This window comes from Actinocatenispora comari, from assembly GCF_017312725.1.
In the GTDB taxonomy this organism is placed as follows: Bacteria; Actinomycetota; Actinomycetes; order Mycobacteriales; family Micromonosporaceae; genus Actinocatenispora; species Actinocatenispora comari.
The window spans coordinates 42,525-58,325 of the sequence record NZ_BOPO01000064.1; the positions used below are offsets into that span (position 1 = coordinate 42,525).

The 15,801-nt window shown below is 74.0% G+C and carries 18 protein-coding genes; 11 read left to right on the forward strand and 7 right to left on the reverse strand.

The window, feature by feature from the left end; all coding sequences use genetic code 11:
* Positions 1-212: 212 nt before the first annotated feature.
* Positions 213-1,052, forward strand: coding sequence for a phosphoribosylaminoimidazolesuccinocarboxamide synthase (locus NUM_RS18490; RefSeq protein WP_207126135.1), 840 nt, complete (start codon positions 213-215; stop codon positions 1,050-1,052).
* Between the two features lie 24 nt (positions 1,053-1,076).
* Here the strand turns inward: NUM_RS18490 and NUM_RS18495 are convergent, their stop codons facing one another.
* Positions 1,077-2,513, reverse strand: coding sequence for a helix-turn-helix domain-containing protein (locus tag NUM_RS18495; RefSeq protein ID WP_308440577.1), 1,437 nt, complete (start codon positions 2,511-2,513; stop codon positions 1,077-1,079).
* Positions 2,514-2,553: 40 nt separating this feature from the next.
* On the opposite strand from NUM_RS18495, the gene NUM_RS18500 reads away from it, so the two are divergent.
* The 4 genes from NUM_RS18500 to NUM_RS18515 all read left to right on the forward strand — a co-directional run bounded on the left by NUM_RS18500 (position 2,554) and on the right by NUM_RS18515 (position 6,149).
* Positions 2,554-3,291 (forward strand): hypothetical protein, encoded by a 738-nt coding sequence (locus NUM_RS18500; RefSeq protein WP_207126137.1) that lies wholly within the window; start codon positions 2,554-2,556, stop codon positions 3,289-3,291.
* A complete protein-coding gene (locus tag NUM_RS18505) occupies positions 3,288-4,973 on the forward strand; it encodes a hypothetical protein (RefSeq protein ID WP_207126138.1) in 1,686 nt (561 codons plus the stop codon). Before NUM_RS18500 ends, NUM_RS18505 begins: the two co-directional genes overlap by 4 nt.
* Positions 4,974-5,066: 93 nt before the next feature.
* On the forward strand, positions 5,067-5,498 hold the full coding sequence (gene tsaA, locus NUM_RS18510) for a tRNA (N6-threonylcarbamoyladenosine(37)-N6)-methyltransferase TrmO (RefSeq protein ID WP_225918675.1): 432 nt from the start codon (positions 5,067-5,069) through the stop codon (positions 5,496-5,498).
* Between the two features lie 93 nt (positions 5,499-5,591).
* A complete protein-coding gene (locus NUM_RS18515) occupies positions 5,592-6,149 on the forward strand; it encodes a hypothetical protein (RefSeq protein WP_207126140.1) in 558 nt (185 codons plus the stop codon).
* A gap of 68 nt (positions 6,150-6,217) precedes the next feature.
* On the opposite strand, the gene NUM_RS18520 is transcribed toward NUM_RS18515, so the two are convergent.
* Positions 6,218-7,066: a hypothetical protein gene (locus tag NUM_RS18520; RefSeq protein ID WP_225918685.1), complete on the reverse strand. Its 849-nt coding sequence runs from the start codon at positions 7,064-7,066 to the stop codon at positions 6,218-6,220.
* Positions 7,067-7,235: 169 nt separating this feature from the next.
* Positions 7,236-8,042 carry a histidinol-phosphatase gene (hisN, locus tag NUM_RS18525; RefSeq protein WP_207126142.1) on the reverse strand — a complete coding sequence of 269 codons (807 nt, stop codon included), beginning with the start codon at positions 8,040-8,042 and terminating at the stop codon, positions 7,236-7,238.
* Between the two features lie 110 nt (positions 8,043-8,152).
* Between hisN and NUM_RS18530 the strand changes: the two genes are divergently transcribed.
* Complete coding sequence (locus tag NUM_RS18530; RefSeq protein WP_207126143.1) at positions 8,153-8,686, forward strand: DUF2087 domain-containing protein; 534 nt, start codon at positions 8,153-8,155, stop codon at positions 8,684-8,686.
* A 64-nt stretch (positions 8,687-8,750) separates the two neighbouring features.
* On the opposite strand, the gene NUM_RS18535 is transcribed toward NUM_RS18530, so the two are convergent.
* The 3 genes from NUM_RS18535 to NUM_RS18545 form a co-directional block, all read right to left on the reverse strand.
* The gene (locus NUM_RS18535) at positions 8,751-9,497 is read right to left on the reverse strand and encodes a lysozyme (protein WP_207126144.1); all 747 of its coding nucleotides are present in this window, start codon (positions 9,495-9,497) and stop codon (positions 8,751-8,753) included.
* 299 nt (positions 9,498-9,796) lie between these two features.
* Positions 9,797-10,723 (reverse strand): ribosome small subunit-dependent GTPase A, encoded by a 927-nt coding sequence (gene rsgA / locus NUM_RS18540; protein WP_207126188.1) that lies wholly within the window; start codon positions 10,721-10,723, stop codon positions 9,797-9,799.
* 197 nt (positions 10,724-10,920) lie between these two features.
* A complete protein-coding gene (locus tag NUM_RS18545; protein ID WP_225918676.1) occupies positions 10,921-12,180 on the reverse strand; it encodes a 3-phosphoshikimate 1-carboxyvinyltransferase in 1,260 nt (419 codons plus the stop codon).
* A 433-nt stretch (positions 12,181-12,613) separates the two neighbouring features.
* Here NUM_RS18545 and NUM_RS18550 point away from each other — a divergent pair, with 433 nt between their 5' ends.
* From NUM_RS18550 to rsrA, 4 genes are all read left to right on the forward strand, one after another.
* On the forward strand, positions 12,614-12,958 hold the full coding sequence (locus tag NUM_RS18550; protein WP_035298069.1) for a WhiB family transcriptional regulator: 345 nt from the start codon (positions 12,614-12,616) through the stop codon (positions 12,956-12,958).
* Positions 12,913-13,590 carry an alpha/beta hydrolase family protein gene (locus NUM_RS18555; RefSeq protein WP_225918677.1) on the forward strand — a complete coding sequence of 226 codons (678 nt, stop codon included), beginning with the start codon at positions 12,913-12,915 and terminating at the stop codon, positions 13,588-13,590. The genes NUM_RS18550 and NUM_RS18555 overlap by 46 nt, the downstream gene beginning before the upstream one ends.
* Positions 13,591-13,732: 142 nt before the next feature.
* Positions 13,733-14,584: a sigma-70 family RNA polymerase sigma factor gene (locus NUM_RS18560; RefSeq protein ID WP_370467015.1), complete on the forward strand. Its 852-nt coding sequence runs from the start codon at positions 13,733-13,735 to the stop codon at positions 14,582-14,584.
* Positions 14,585-14,647: 63 nt separating this feature from the next.
* Positions 14,648-14,920, forward strand: a complete 273-nt coding sequence (gene rsrA / locus NUM_RS18565; RefSeq protein ID WP_207126145.1) for a mycothiol system anti-sigma-R factor — start codon at positions 14,648-14,650, stop codon at positions 14,918-14,920.
* 123 nt (positions 14,921-15,043) lie between these two features.
* On the opposite strand, the gene NUM_RS37935 is transcribed toward rsrA, so the two are convergent.
* Complete coding sequence (locus tag NUM_RS37935; protein WP_369814844.1) at positions 15,044-15,118, reverse strand: 50S ribosomal protein bL37; 75 nt, start codon at positions 15,116-15,118, stop codon at positions 15,044-15,046.
* Positions 15,119-15,347: 229 nt separating this feature from the next.
* Between NUM_RS37935 and NUM_RS18575 the strand changes: the two genes are divergently transcribed.
* A complete protein-coding gene (locus tag NUM_RS18575; protein WP_207126192.1) occupies positions 15,348-15,569 on the forward strand; it encodes a biotin/lipoyl-binding carrier protein in 222 nt (73 codons plus the stop codon).
* Positions 15,570-15,801 lie beyond the last annotated feature (232 nt).

The following is a 15,801-nucleotide window of genomic DNA, read 5'->3' on the forward strand; positions in this document are numbered from 1 at the left end:
GGCCGGTCCGCCGGGACCGGAGGGCCGGCCCACCTGCACCGCGGGTCCGCCCGGCCCCCAGCGCCGGACGGGCCCGCTTGCTGTTGCCCGGCCCGGCCGGCACCGCATCCACGGCGGCGGGGTCCGACCGACCCGCCCCGGCCGCGCCGTGGGAGGCTGACCAGGAAGGACGCACTGGCCAGCCGACCGGGACCGGAACAGGAGCAGCAGCGGTGAAGCACGTGTACAGCGGGAAGATCCGTGACCTGTACGAAGACGACAATGGCGACATCATCCTGGTCGCCTCCGACAAGATCTCCGTCTACGACGTCGTGCTGCCCACCGCGATCCCGGACAAGGGCAAGCTGCTGACCCAGCTGTCGCTGTGGTGGTTCGACCGGCTCGCCGACCTGGTGCCCAACCACGTGCTCTCCGGCACCGACGTACCGGCGCAGTGGGCCGGCCGCGCGGTGCGGTGCAGGCCGTTGACGATGCTGCCGGTGGAGTGCATCGCCCGCGGCTACCTCGCCGGGCTCGGCCTCAAGGAGTACCAGAAGCAGGGGTCGGTGTCCGGGGTGCAGCTGCCGGCCGGGCTGGTCGAGGGGTCGAAGCTGCCCGAGCCGATCTTCACCCCGACCACGAAGGCCACCGAGGGGCACGACGAGTTCATCACCCTCGACGAGGTCACCGCGCAGTTCGGTACCGAGCTGACCGACCGGCTGCGCGAGCTGACCCTGGAGGTCTACCGGCGTGGCGCCGAGCTCGCCCGGGAGCGCGGCATCATCGTCGCCGACACCAAGCTGGAGTTCGGTGTCGACGCCGACGGGCAGCTGGTGCTGGCCGACGAGGTGCTCACCTCCGACTCGTCCCGGTTCTGGATGATCGACGAGTGGCAGCCGGGCCGGCCGCAGCGGGCGATGGACAAGCAGTTCCTGCGCGAGTGGGCGGCCGCGGTGCCGGGCTGGGACAAGACCTATCCCGGCCCGGAGATCCCGGCCGAGGTCGTCGCCACCACCCGGGCCCGCTACCAGGAGGCGTACGAGCGCATCACGGGCAACACCTGGACCTCCTGACGCGCCGCCGCCCCCGCGTCGGGATCACAGCCAGTTGCGGTGGGCGGCCCGCCAGATCAGCTGCAGCCGGGTACGCACCCCGGCCAGCTCGATCAGGTCGTGCACCCGCCGCTGCACGGTACGCATCGACAGCCCCAGTTGCGCCGCGATCGCCTGGTCGGTCAGCCCGGCCAGCAGCAGCGACAGCAGGTGCAGGTCCTGCGGGGAGGGCGCGTTGTCGTTGGCCTCCCGTACCGTGTCGCCGGGCGCGGCGAGCAGCGGCGTGGCGTTGCCCCACATCGCCTCGAACAGCGCGACCAGCGCATCCAGCAGCCCGCTGGGGTAGACCAGCAGCGCCGACGGCTCGGTCGAGTCGGCCGGCAACACCGGCACCACCGCGACCGAGCGGTCCACCATGATCATCTTCAGCGGTGTCTCGCCGATGACCCGGGCCTGCTCGCCCATCTCCACCGACTCCGACAGCCGGAACGGGTCGCCCGGCATCGTCAGCACCTCGCGCGGGTAGATGGTGCGGAAGGTGACCCCGGCGCGCAGCCCCTCCAACTCGGCGACGTTCTCCGACGCCTCCAGCGCGAACGTGGGCGTCTTGACGATCGCGCAGACCTCCTGCTGCGCCTTGCGTTCCAGCTCCGCGATCCGCGGCCCGATCGCCTCGCCGAACACCACCTCGATCAGGTCGCCGGTGCCGCGCAGCGCGAGCTGGTTGCGGTACTCGGCGGACAGCCGGTCGACGGCCTCCTCGACCACGGCGAGGTCGCGCTGCCGGCGCCGCAGCTCCGGCCCGAACGCCAGATCCGGCGGTACCGCCCGGAACCGGTGCGGGTCGTCCGGGGTGCGGGTCACCGCACCGCGCCGCTGCAGCACCGTCAGCGCGGCGGCGACCTCGTCGGTCCCCAGCCCCAACCGCTCGGCGAGCTCGTCCGCGGTGCTCGTGGGCATCCGCATCAGTACGTGGTACGTACGCCATTCCGGCGGTCGCAGTCCGACGGCCTCCAGCACGGTATGAGCGCCTCCCCGTGACACACGGTGCGCGACCACGCGGATCGCGCCGGTATCGAGATCCCACCACAACTGCCGTTGCCCGCCATTGTGTTGGCATCCCTGTGCCGGCCGCGCGGGAACCGCGACGCACCTCCCCCCGTCACCTCGCGACCCGGTCGGCGGGTGGCGCCCGCCGCGTGGCCCCCGGCAGCCCGCAGAGGTCCGGGTCGGCACGCGTGCCGACCAGCACCTCTTCGTGCGTGGATGGTAAGTGCTGAACCTGTCCCTTACCGAGCCGATTCGGGACCGATCCCACCATCCGCACCGCGGTTGGCGACCTATCGGTCGAATGTCCGGTTGCCGGGGCGTGACCGTGGTGCCGACGGACGCCTCCGTTGCCGGCCGGTACCCGGGTGAAGATAGGCTCGCGGCCGACCGGATGGGCTGTTTCCCACCCGGTGCGTGCTTTCTTGCGCACACGGAGCGTGAGGATGACGGGCGGGTGGCGCGGGAGGGACAGGTGACCGAGCCGGCTGGCGTGTCGCTGCGCCGACGGTGGACCGGGCGGCACTACGCGCACCTGCTGCTGCCCGTGCCGTACCTGACCGAGCCGGCCGTGGCGGTACTCGACGCCGCGGTCACCGCCGCCGACGGCTGGCGCCCGTACGACGACGCCGACCCCGTGCTCGCCCGGCGCTGGCATCGTCACCCCGCCGCCGGCACGCTGCGCCTCGCGGTACTCGGTTGGTACCCGCTGCTGGTCACCGTCGGCGCCGACCCCGCGGGTGGCCGGGCCGGCCGGCGCGCCCTGGCCAGGCTCGCCGAGGCCGCCCTGTCCGTCGACGGCCGACCGCTGTCCGACGCCGAACTGCCCGGCCGGTTGCGGGCCGCCGCCGATCGCGGTGCGGCCGCCGCCGACCTGCACGAACGGGCCGCGGCCGAGCGCGCCGAGCTGACCCGGCGGCGCTGCCCGGCGTGCCCGGCGATCAGCGACCGGCTCGCCACCCACTGCGGCGGCTGCGACCGCCGGTTCACCGGCGCCGACGACGAGCGCCGCGACGCCGCCCACCGCGCCGCCAGCGACCGGCTGCACCGCCTCGGCACCGAACTGGACCGCCTCGCCCGGGACCGCCCGATGCGCACCAGCACCGACGAACCCACCCCGCCGACCGACGTCGCGGGCGGACCCCCGTCCACCGACCGGCCCACCACCCCGGAACCGGTCGACCAGGCGGACCGACCGGGGGAGTCGTCGTGAACCGCACCGAGCGTCGGTCCACGGCGCTGCTCGCTCCCGGTGAGCGGTGGGGCTGGGAGTACCGGCTGGAGCCCGCGCCGGCCCCGGAACGCGCCGCGCCGGCGACCCCACCGGTACCGGAGCCGGACTGGCTGCCCGCCGCCGCGCAGCGCTACGCCGCCGCCGGTCGCCACACGCTGCGGTACCGGTGGCCGACCCTCGCCGCCGCGGCGCTCGCCGTCGCCACGCTCGTGCTCGCCGCCGTGCTGGGCAGCGGGGCCCTGGCGCTGACCGGTACCGGCTGTGCCGTGCTCGCGCTGGCCGGCGTCGCGGTGCTGGTCCTGCCCCGGCGGCTCGCCGCCCGCCACGCCGACGCGGCACACCAGCGCTGGCTGCGCGGCTGTGCCCGGTGCATCGAGCCGATCCCGGCGCCCGCACCCGAGGTACCGGCCGGTCGGTGGCGGCCGCTGCGCCCGGCGGGGGCCGACCACGTCGACGTGTACGGCGGCACCGACCGCGGCTGGGCCGCCCTGCTGTCCACCGTGGCCGGTTCGGTGATCGGCTCCGGCGGCTCGGTCACCATCCTCGACCTGACCGGCAGCAGCGCCGCGCGCGACCTGATCCGCGCCGCCGGCGCCGCCGGCCACCGCCTCGACCTGCTCACCCTGCCCGACCACCTGCCCGCCGTCGGGCTGCTCGCCGACCTGGCCCCGGCGCAGGTCGGCACGGTACTGGCGGAGGCGGTACACGCGGTGGACCGCGACTCCGACACCGGTGACCGGTCCGGCGACGCCGCGCTGGTCGGCCAGGCGGTGACCGCGCTGCGCGGGCCGATCACCTTCCGGCGGGTCGGCGCCGCACTGCGGGCACTCAACGGCGCGGTCGCCGACGGCGACGCGCTGACCGCGGCCGAACGCGCCAACCTCGCCGCCGCGCTGCGCCAGGTCGGCAACCAGACGGCCGCGAGCCGGCTGCGCCGGCTGGCCGCCGCGGCCGAGCAACTCGCGCTGCTGGAGGAGCACGACCCGGGCGTGCGGCCGTACCGGGATCCGCACGCCCAGCTGCGGGTCATGCAACTCGCCGGCGACGAGGAGGACCTGTCCACCGGGCTGCTCGCGCAGATCCTCGCCGGCACCCTGCTGCACCAGGTGCGCCGGCTGGTACCCACCGAGTCCGGCCCGGCCCGGCTGCTGGTCGTCGCGGGCGCCGACGGGCTGCGTCGCGCGCAGCTGGAACGGCTCGACACGCTCGCCCGCCGCCGCGGAATCCGGTTGCTGCTGCTGTACCGGCGGTTGCGCGCCGACAGCACGGCACCCACCGGTACCGACGCGACCGTACTGATGCGCCAGCACGGCGCCGCCCAGGCGAGCCAGGCCGCCCGGCTGCTGCCCGCCGGCATCGAACTGCTCGTCGCCGACCGCACCGCCGGCCGCCGCGCCGCCACGACCGGTACCGTCCGCCGCGGCGGTGTCGAGCCGGAACCGCCCGGCCGGCTGCCGGCACCGCCGCCGGTGCCGCCGCTGCCGCCGCACCCGTGCCGGCCGGACGTACCGCCCGCGGCGCCCGGCGCCGCCCGGTACGCGCCGACGCCGGAGTTCCTGCGCGACCTGCCGGACACCGCGTACCTGCTGCTGGATCCGCGCGACGGCGGCAGCCCCCGCCTCCTCGAAGCCGACCCCTCGGTCCTGGACCAGGCCACCTGACGCCATGGGCGGATCATGGGGGTGGACGCGTTGCGGTGGTCGACCGCGGCGCGATCGGCCGAGACGCGATCGGCCGAGACAGGGAGGACGACCGTGCCCATCGACGACACCGACCGAGACGACTACCTGATTCGACCCGTGGGACGGGTCGAGTCGCCGCTGACCCGGCGCGACCAGGCGCCCCGGCAGGGCGACGAGGGCGCGCCCGACGCCTGGCTGGTGTTCGAGCCCGACCTGACCGAGGCGATGCGCGACCTCGCGGTCGGCACCGACGTCCTGGTGCTGACCTGGCTGCACCGGGCCGACCGCGGCGTGCTCGCCGTGCATCCGCGCGGCGACACCGACCGGCCGGTCACCGGCGTGTTCGCCACCCGCTCACCGGACCGGCCGAACCCGATCGGGCTGCACCGGGTCACCATCCGCGCGATCGACGGGCTGCGGATCCGGGTCGCCGGCCTGGAGGCGCTCGACGGCACCCCGATCGTCGACCTCAAACCGGTCCTCGGCCCGGCCGCCGAACGCTGACCCGTCCGCCCGCCGTCGCCGCCGACCGGCGCGACGGTGGCGACGCGGGCGCGGCGGTCACCGCGACTGGCGCCGGCCTGGCAGGCTGAACCGATGACCGACCAGCCGACGATCCGACCCCGCCGCCTCTGGTACGGCATCGCCATCGCGGTGCTGGTGCTCGGCGTCGCCGCCGGGATCGGCGCGTTCCTGTTCGCGCTGCGTCCGGCGCTCGGTCACCTGCAGCGGTTCGAGACCGGGCAGACCGTGCGCCTGTCGCTGTCCGCCGGCCAGCAACGCACCCTGTACGTCTCCGGGGACACCGCCGGCGGCGAGCTGCACTGTACGGCCAACCCGGCCGGGCTCACGCTGGCCGAGACGTCCGGGCTGACCATGAGCCAGGGCGACGAGTCCTGGTCGGCCGCCTACCAGCTGCGTGCCGACCGGGCCGGTGACTACCGGCTGACCTGCACGAGCCCGGACGGTCGGAAGGACCTGGCGATCGGCGCGATGCTCAGCGGGCCGCGGCTGGTCGGCGGTATCGTCGCCGCGCTCGCCTGCCCGTGCGGCGGCCTGCTGTTCGCCGGCATCGTCTGCCTGGTCGTGGCGCTGCGCCGGCACGCCCGCCGCCGGGCCCTGCGGGAGGCCACCCCACCGCCGGGCTTCGGCTGAGCGGCCGTGGGGGAGCGCCGAGCACGAGGTTTCGCACCAGCCTCCGCGCCACCACGGTGCTCGACGGGTCAGTGCACGTCGGCGGGACCGAACGCGGTGACCCGGCCGGCGGCGATGCGCCGCGGCTGCGGCCGGGCGTACCGGCTGAGCAGCAGCACCGCGCACAGCGAGACGCAGAACCCGGCGAGGGCGATCCAGTGCATGCCGGCCCGGATGCCGTCGCCGAGGAACAGCAGCCCGACCACCGCCGCCGGGATCGCCGACGCGGCGTCCATCGCCGCCACGGCGGCGGTCGCGCTGCCGCGCTGCATGGCCAGTCCGAGCAGCAGCTGGGCCAGGATCGAGTGCAGGATCAGCAGGTAGAGCAGGGGGCTGGTGGCCAGCCCGCTGAGGCTGGGCGCCGAGGCGAGCGGCCGGGACGCGATCGCGCCGGCCCCGAACGCCATCCCGGCCAACGAGCCGAGCGCCACCGACCCGACCGAGCCGCGCAGCCGCACCGCGAGCAGCGCGAGCGCGCCGATGGCGCCGATGGCGGCGAGCAGCACGATCGCCCCGACGGTACCGATGCGGTGGGCCGGGCCGGGTTTCGCGGCGAGCACCTGGGCGGCGATGCCGACCGACAGCAGCAGGATCAGGCCCAGTTCCAGCGGCACGATGCGCCAGCGCAGCAGGACGACGCCGAGCACCACCATCACCCCGATACCGGCCGCCGAGGACGCCTGGACGAGGTAGAGCGGCAGGTCACGGCGGGCGAGGAAGGCGAGCAGGAAGCCGACGAACTGCAGCACCACGCCGATCACGTACGTCTTGTGGCCGGCCAGCCGGACGAACAGGCCGGGGTGCAGCGTGTCGTGCACCTGCACCCGGTTGGCCGCGACGGACTGCAGCAGGTTGGCCACGCCGTACGCAAGGATCATCGCGAACAGGCTCAGCCAACCCACAGACATCACGGGGCGAGGATATGCGCTACCCGCCACGGCATCGACACCGGTGATTGTCCGGCCGGGAAACCCGCGACGACCGCCCGTCGCCGCCTGACCGCCGACGGTCGCCAGGCAAGCTCGTACCGTGTCGAACTGGCTACCGTCAGTCGCTCAGTGTGGTGAGCAGCTCGCCGTGCAGCGGCCCGTTGCTGGCCACCGCGCTGCCGTCGCCCGGCGCGGGCGTGCCAGCCAGATCGGTGAAACTGCCACCCGCCTCGGTGACGATGGGGATCAGCGCCGCCACGTCCCACAGCGACAGCTCCGGCTCCACCACGGCGTCCACCGCGCCTTCGGCGAGCAGCATGTAGCCGTAGAAGTCGCCGTACGCCCGGGACCGCCAGCAGCGCCGGGTCAGCGACAGCATCCCGTCGAGCTTGCCGCGCTGCTCCCAGCCGGTCAGCGACGAGTAGCAGAACGACGCGTCGGACAGCGACTTCACCCCGGACACGCCGATCCGACTGGCGTGCGTGGCGTTGCGCCCCGCGTACGCGCCGTGGCCCAGTGCGGCCCACCAGCGGCGACCCAGTGCCGGTGCGCTGACCAGGCCCACCACCGGCCGGCCGCCGGCGAACAGCGCGATCAGGGTGGCCCAGATCGGCACCCCGCGGACGAAGTTCTTCGTCCCGTCGATCGGGTCGACGATCCACTGCCGGTTGCCCCGCCAGTCGCCCGGGTCGCTCGCCCCGAACTCCTCGCCGAGCACCGAGTCGCGCGGCCGGGCCCGGGCCAGCGACGCCCGGATCGACTCCTCCACCGACGAGTCGGCGTCGGTCACCGGGGTCAGGTCCGGCTTGGTCTCGACCCGCAGGTCCAGCGCGCGGAACCGGGCCATCGAGATGCGGTCGGCCGCGTCGGCGAGCACGTGCGCAAGCGACAGGTCGTCGAGGTGGTCGTCGTGGGCGCGGGTCATGCCGAGAACTCTAGAGGTACCCGCACAGCACGGTGCCGCAGCCGCCCGCGCCGGCACCGGCCGCGCGCCGACGGCGTGCCGCTTGGCCGCGCCGCACGGATAATCGGATCATGAACCCGGAGACCATCTGCCGGCTGCTGGCCGAGCCGGAGCGAGTCAAGACGTACGCCGCGGTCGCGCTCGGTGCCACCTCGCCCAGTGCGGTGGCCCAGGCGACCGGACTGGTCGCCCGGGACGTGGTCCGGGCCCTGGGGGTGTTGACCGATCGCGGCCTGGTGACCGAGCACGGCGGCGTGCTGGCCGCGGACCTGTCGGTGTTCAAGACCGCGGTACGGGACAACCTGACCGCCGCGCCGGCCGAGCGGCTGGATCCCGACGACAACCGGGACGCGGTGCTGCGCGCGTTCGTCACCGACGGGCGGCTGGTGAGCATCCCGGCCGCACGCGGCAAGCGGCGCGTGGTGCTGGAGCACCTGGCCGCCTGCTTCGAACCCGGCGTGCGGTACCCGGAGCGCGCCGTCGACGCGGTCCTGCGCGCCTGGTACCACGACTACGCGTCGCTGCGCCGGTACCTGGTGGACGAGGAGCTGATGTCCCGCGAGCACGGCATCTACTGGCGTACCGGCGGTCCCGTCGACATCTGAGCCGGAACGGCGCTCGGCGCCCCTCGCTGCTGCGAGAGGCGCCGAGGCGGGTACCGCGAGCCGATCAGTCGTGGTTGGTGGCGAGCACCTTGAGCCGGGTCATGTCGCCGTTGAAGTAGTCCTGGTCACCGGGGAAGGTGCCGGAGTCGGCGTACTGCCACATGGTCCAGGTGGCGCTGCCGGCCGGGATCGAGGTCGGCGGGGTGGAGCGGTAGATGGCGATCCAGAACGGGTTCGTCGAGGCGAACGCGCTGGAGTTGCCGGTGCAGGTGTTCCACCAGTCGAACGTCGTGTAGATCATCGGGTACTTGTTGTACTTCGCCTTGATGGTGTTGGAGAAGTCGCGGATCCAACTGACCATGCCGGCGTGCGACAGCCCGTAGCAGGTGCCGCCGCTGTAGGGGTTGTACTCGATGTCCAGCGCCGGTGGCAGCGTCTTGCCGTCGGCCGACCAGCCGCCGCCGTGCGCGGCGAAGTAGTTGGCCTGGGTGGCGCCGGAGGAGATGTTCGGGCGGGCGAAGTGGTAGGCACCGCGGATCATGCCCACGTTGTACGACCCGTTGTACTGCTGGGCGAAGTACGGGTTGATGTAGCCCGTGCCCTCGGTCGCCTTGACGTAGGCGAAGCGTCCGCCGTTGTTCCAGGCGGCCGACCAGTTGACGTTGCCCTGGTAGCCGGAGACGTCCATGCCCTTGACGTAGGTGGCCGCGTGGGCGGGGGCGGCCAGGCCGAGACTCATCACCGCGGCGCTGGCCATCCCGATCGCGGCGATCACCAGGCGTCTGATCCGCCGGGCTGGGGAACCGGTCATGACTGAACCTCCTGAGTGTTCCAGCCACAGTGGGGGGCGGAGGTCGGTGTCGGACCGTTCGGTGCCTGTCCGGGCATCGGGTACGAGTCCGAAACGAACTTCCAAATCAGGCTGGATACGGCACAGATTCTCACCTTGGGACGGGCAGCTCAAGAGATCCTGGAGAAATTCTTCTCAACCATCGCCCAGAGTGGTGACTTCCGCCGTTCTCGTTACCAGTGGGTAGCGATCGCCGTTTCACCACCGCGGCGGGTCACCACTCACCACCGCGGCGGGTCACCACTCACCACCGTGGCGGGTCACCACTCGGCGCCGGACCGCGAGGCCAGCAGCCGCCGGTACGAGGCGAGCCGGCGCGCCGAGGCCCGCCCGGCGGCGACCAGCGCGTCCAGCCCGCAGTCCAGCGCGTCCGGGCCGTGCGAGCAGCCCGACGGGCAGTCCGCCGCACCCTCGGCCAGGTCCGGGAACCCGGACAGCAGCGACGCGGCCGACACGTGTGCCAGGCCGAACGACCGCACGCCCGGCGTGTCCACCAGCCAGCCGTCCCCGTCGACCAGCGGCAACACCACCGCGCTGGTCGAGGTGTGCCGCCCCTTGCCGATCGCGCTGACCACCCCGACCGCCCGGTCCGCGCCCGGCACCAGCCGGTTGACCAGCGTCGACTTGCCCACGCCGGAGTGGCCCACCAGTACCGACAGCTGGCCGGCGAGCCGGTCCACCAGCTCGGTCAGCGGCCGGTCCGGCCGGGTGTCCACCCGCGGCAGGTCCAGGTCGGCGTAGTAGTCCAGCAGCTCCGAGCGGGCCTCGTCGGCCGCCGGCAGGTCCGCCTTGGTCAGGCACAGCAGCGGCTCGATGTCCGCGTCGTACGCGGCGACCAGGCACCGGTCGATGAACCCGGTCCGCGGCGGCGGATCCTGCAGTGAGGACACGATCACCAGCTGGTCGGCGTTGGCCACGATGACCCGCTCGGTGTTGTCGTCGTCGTCCGCGGTACGCCGCAGCACCGAGCGGCGCGGCTCGATCCGGACGATGCGCGCCAGGCTGCCGGCCGCCCCGGTCAGGTCGCCGACCACCGCCACCCGGTCGCCCACCACCACCGACTTGCGCCCCAGCTCCCGGGCGCGCATCGCGGTCACCGTGCCGCCCTCGTCCAGCACGCAGGTGTACCGGCCCCGGTCGACGCCGACCACGAACCCGCCGGCGGCGTCGGCGTGCCGGGGACGGATCCGGGTCCGGGGGCGAGAACCGCGACCCGGGCGCACCCGGACGTCGTCCTCGTCGTACTCCCGGCGCTTGACCGTTGCCATCCACCCACCCGGCATCTCGTCGCGTCGCCCGATGCCCGCCGGCGTCGAGACTGACCCTGCTGCCCGCGACCCTATCCGGCGGCCCTCGCCGGCACCCCCGGACGCGGCCGTCCGGGTCAGCCGGCGAGCATCCGGTGCCAGCGGGACGGGAAGCCCGGCAGGCTCTTCGCGGTGGTACCGACGTCGGACAGCTGCACCCCGGGCACCGCGAGGCCCAGCACCGCCCCGGCGTACGCGAGCCGGTGGTCGCCGCGGGTGTCGAACACGCCGCCGTGCAGCGGCCGGGGCGTGATCCGCAGCCCGTCCGGCGCCTCCTCGACCGCGCCACCCAGCGCCGCCAGCCCCGCGCACACGCCGCTGACCAGGTCCGGCTCACCCGCCAGCCGGCGCACCCCGCGCAGGTACGACGGGGCGTCGGCGAGCGCCGCGATCGCCGCGAGCACCGGCACCAGCTCGCCGAGCCGGGCCACGTCCACGTCCGCGCCGTGCGGCTTGTCGCAGCCCGCCACCACCAGCCCGTCGGTGGTGTGGGTGCACCGGGCGCCGAAGCCGGTGAGCGCCTCCTGCAGCGCCGCGGTCGGCTGCGCCGCCCGGGTCGGCCACCGCGGTACCCGCACGGTGCCGCCGGTCACCATCGCGGCGGCGAGGAACGGCGCGGCCGCGACCAGGTCGGGTTCGATCGTCCAGGCCCGCCCGGTCAGGCGGCCCGGCCGCAGCTCCCAGCTGTCCGGTACCGACGCGTCGATCGCCGCGCCGGCCGCCCGCAGCATCGTCACCGTCAGCTCGACGTGCGGGGTACCGGCCAGCGGTGGGCCCTCGTGCCGCACCCGCAGCCCCTGGTCGAAGTCGGCGCCCACCAGCAGCAGCCCGGACACCATCTGGCTGGAGGCGGAGGAGTCGAGGCTGACCGCGCCGCCCGGCACGTGCCCGACGCCGTGCACCGTCAGCGGCAGCCCGCCGGTCGCGCTGTCCACCCGGATGCCCAGGCTGCTCATCGCGGCCAGCTGCGGTTCGAGCCGGGCCTGGCGCAGCACCGGGTCACCGTCGAACGAGATCGGCCCGCTCGCCAGCCCGGCCAGCGGCGGCAGGAACCGGGTCGCGGCGCCGGACAGCTCCGTGTCGACCCGTACCGGGCCGGCCAGTGGCCGCGGCCGCAGCAGCCACTGCTCGTCGTCCGCGCTGGACACGTGACAGCCCATCGCGCGCAACCCACGGGCCAGCACGACCGAGTCCCGGGACTCGGACGGGAACTGCAGCGTGCTCGGCCCCATCGAGATCGCCGCGAGCAGCAGCGCGCGGGCCGTCATCGACTTCGAGCCCGGTACCGGCACGGTGGTGTCGACCGGCTGGTTCGCCGTCGGCGTCGCCCAGGGCACCGGCGTTTTCGGCTCGTCGGTCCGGGCCCGGCGGGGCGGTCGACTGCTGGGAAGTCGCCTGCCCGGTTTGTCCGCTGCCGGCATTGCCGGACCCCCGCTCGTACTCATCATCCCAGTCTGCCCGGGTGAGGGCAGGTTCGTGACCGCACCCGCGGCGGGCGAGGGTGTGGCCGCCGAACGGTACGGGCATCGACTGTGGACGATACGCGCCCGGTGTCGAGGCGGCCCCGGCTCGCTCCGCTGATCGGACGAGGTCGCCGGGCGTACCACGATGACCAGCAAAATCGCGGGCGAATGGTCGGTTTGGTGGCGAACGGTGACAGTGGGCGCGCCGACAACCCTTGCGTGTGGTCTGCGTGGTGGGGTAAAACACAGCCCCGCGGCCTCGACGCCGCACCACCCACCACTGCCCCACCCAGCTCGGAGGTGGCACATGACCCGGGCGCGGATGCCCCGCCCGCACGAGGTCGCGGCGGCATGCCGGGACCCTCGGTTGCTCAGGGCTCGGCGCGACCGGTTGGGAGACCTCGCCTGGCGTGCCCAGGGGCGCTGCCAGACGGTCGACCCGGAGACGTTCTTCCCTGCGCCGAGTGAACCCGCCGACGTCGCGCTCGCCCTCTGTCGCTCCTGCGACGTGCAGGGCGCCTGCCTCGCCTGGGCACTCGACCAGGGGGACTGCAACGGAGTCTGGGGTGGCACCACGCCCCGGGAGCGGCGCGCCATGCTGGTGGCATGGCGATCGGAAAACACCCCGGAGCCGGCTCCCGCGATGCCGTAGTCGAGGCACTGCAGACCTCGCGTGGTGCGGCGCGGATCGAGCTCGACCTGCCGTCGGCGCCGCGCAGCCTGCTGGTGCTCGGGCACGGCGCCGGCGGCGGAGTGGACGCGGTCGACCTGGTCGCGGTGCGCGACGCGCTGCTGCCCGCACGGGTGGCGATCGCCCGGCTCACCCAGCCGTACCGGGTGGCCGGTCGCCGCGCGCCGGCGCCCGCCAACCACCTGGACGAGGCGTTCGTCGAGGCGGTCACCGCGCTGCGGGCCGATCTTCCGGCGGTACCGCTGGTGGTCGGTGGCCGCTCGTCCGGCGCCCGGGTCGCCTGTCGCACCGCCCGCGCCCTCGACGCGTCCGGGGTGCTGGCACTGGCGTTCCCGCTGCACCCACCGGGCAAACCGGAGAAGTCCCGGCTGCCGGAGCTGGACACCGGGCTGCCCACGCTGGTCGTCAACGGCGACCGCGACCCCTTCGGCGTACCGCCGTCGTCGGGCACCGTGCGCGTGGTGGTACGGCCGGGGGAGCGACACGGCCTCAGCGTCGACCCGGCCGGGGTCGCCGCCGTGGTGCGCGACTGGTTCGCCGAGCGTGGCTGGTCCCGCCCACGCCGCCGTGCGCCGGCGCGCCGGGACGTCTGAGCCGTCGCACCGAGCGCGCGCCCCGGGTGTGAGCCGGCTGGCGAGCAGCGTGAGCCGGCGGGGCGAGTGGGTTGAGCCGCCGCACCGAGCGGCGGGCCCCGGCGTGAGCCGGCGCACCGGGCCGGCGCCGGCTGCCGGTGGAATGCCACCACCACCGCGGGCGTTGTCACCAGTTGACGCGCCCCGGGGCGGCCCGGGGACGGAGGGAGCAATTGTGGTGGTAACGGCTCGTAGCGCCAGGACGGGTGATTCGGCCCGGCTGCGCAGCCTGCTGACGGCACCCGAGTGGACCCCGAGCGTGTCCGCCGACACCCCGGGCGTGAGCGGCTCCGGCGTGGGTCGGCTCGGCGTATCCTCGGCCGAGGTGCGGTCGAGGGGGGACGATCACGTGACGCCTACCGAGACGCCGGAACGCCGGCGCGCCCGGTTCGAGCAGGACGCGATGCCGTTCGTGGACCAGCTGTACGCGGCTGGCCTGCGGATGACGCGCAACCCGGCAGACGCCGAGGACCTGGTGCAGGAGACCTACCTGAAGGCCTACGCCGCCTTCCACCAGTTCCAGCAGGGCACGAACCTGAAGGCGTGGCTCTACCGCATCCTGACCAACACGTACATCAACTCCTACCGGCGCCGGCAGCGTCAGCCGGTGCAGGCGCCGACGGAGGAGATCACCGACTGGCAGCTGGCCGAGGCGGGCTCGCACTCGTCCAGCGGGCTGCGCTCGGCCGAGACCGAGGCGCTGGACCGCCTGCCGGACTCCGACGTGAAGGACGCGCTGCAGCAGCTCCCGGAGGAGTTCCGGCTGGCGGTCTACCTGGCCGACGTCGAGGGCTTCTCGTACAAGGAGATCGCGGAGATCATGGACACGCCGATCGGCACGGTGATGTCCCGGCTGCACCGCGGTCGACGCAACCTGCGCCAGATGCTCGAGACGTACGCACACGACCGGGGCATCTCGCGCGCGAGCTCGGCGCCGGCCGGGCAGGAGGTGTGACGTCGTGCAGGCGACGACGAGGTGCGTGGGCAGCATGACGACCGTGCGAAGTGAGGTGCGCTCGTGAGCTGCGGAGATCCGCACGAGACCGACTGCCGAGACGTGCTCAACGAGGTGTACCTGTACCTCGATCTGGAGTGCACCGACGATCGCCGTGAGGTGATCCGGGAGCACCTGGACGAGTGCACGCCCTGCCTGCGGGAGTACGGCATCGAGCAGGAGGTCAAGGTGCTGGTGGCGCGCTGCTGCGGCGGCGAGCACGCCCCGGTGGAGCTGAAGGCCCGGCTCATCACCCGGCTGCGCGAGCTGGTGGTCGAGCCCGACACCGCCAGCTGACGACCGATCCGGCGGCAACTGGCCACCCGACGTGGTCGGGACCGCCGGGACCGGCGGGCGAATCCCGCCGGGTCACGCGGCTTCTCGGCCGGTCCGGCGCCGGTGCGCGCCGGGCCGGACGGGTCAGGAGTTGGGGCGCTTGCCGTGGTTGGCGGCGCTCTTCTTCCGGGCCTTCTTCTTCCGAGACTTCTTGGCCATGTCTCCTCCTCGCCGGCGAGCCGGCCCTCGTACCGGTACGGCGTGTAAGGCTACCGGCGCCGCCATCCCGACCACCGTGCCGGGTGGCGCAGCGCACCCCGAGCCGTACCGCCCCCGGCGACGTGTCGCCGGTGCCACCACTGGCGCGTGGGCGTGGTTTGATACGGCGGGACCGCCGCGGGCGGGCAGCTCGCGGGCGGGTCGGACAAGGGCGTTCAACCGGGAGGTTCTGGCGATGGCCGACGAGATCCGCGCCGAGATGGTGGCGAACGTGTGGAAGGTGGTCGCCGCCGCCGGCGATGCGGTGGCCGACGGCGACACGCTGGTGATCCTGGAGTCGATGAAGATGGAGATCCCGGTGCTGGCCGAGTCGGCCGGCACGGTCGCCAGCATCGACGTCAACGAGGGCGACGTGGTGCAGGAGGGCGACCTGATCGCCGTGATCGAGTAGCTCTCCGCACGCCGACGATCGACGAAGGGCCCCGCCATCTGCGGGGCCCTTCGTCGTGTCCGGCGGTCGGGTCCGGCACGGGCGGGCCCGCGGGCCGGACCGGCGCGCGCGTCGCGGTGCGCGCTCGGCGGCCGAATGCGCGCGGCGGCTGCGCGCACAAGGTGAAGGATCACTGCACGATCCAGCGCGATAGTTGGCAACTTCGAGCGGCCTCGTGCACAATCCGTACCAG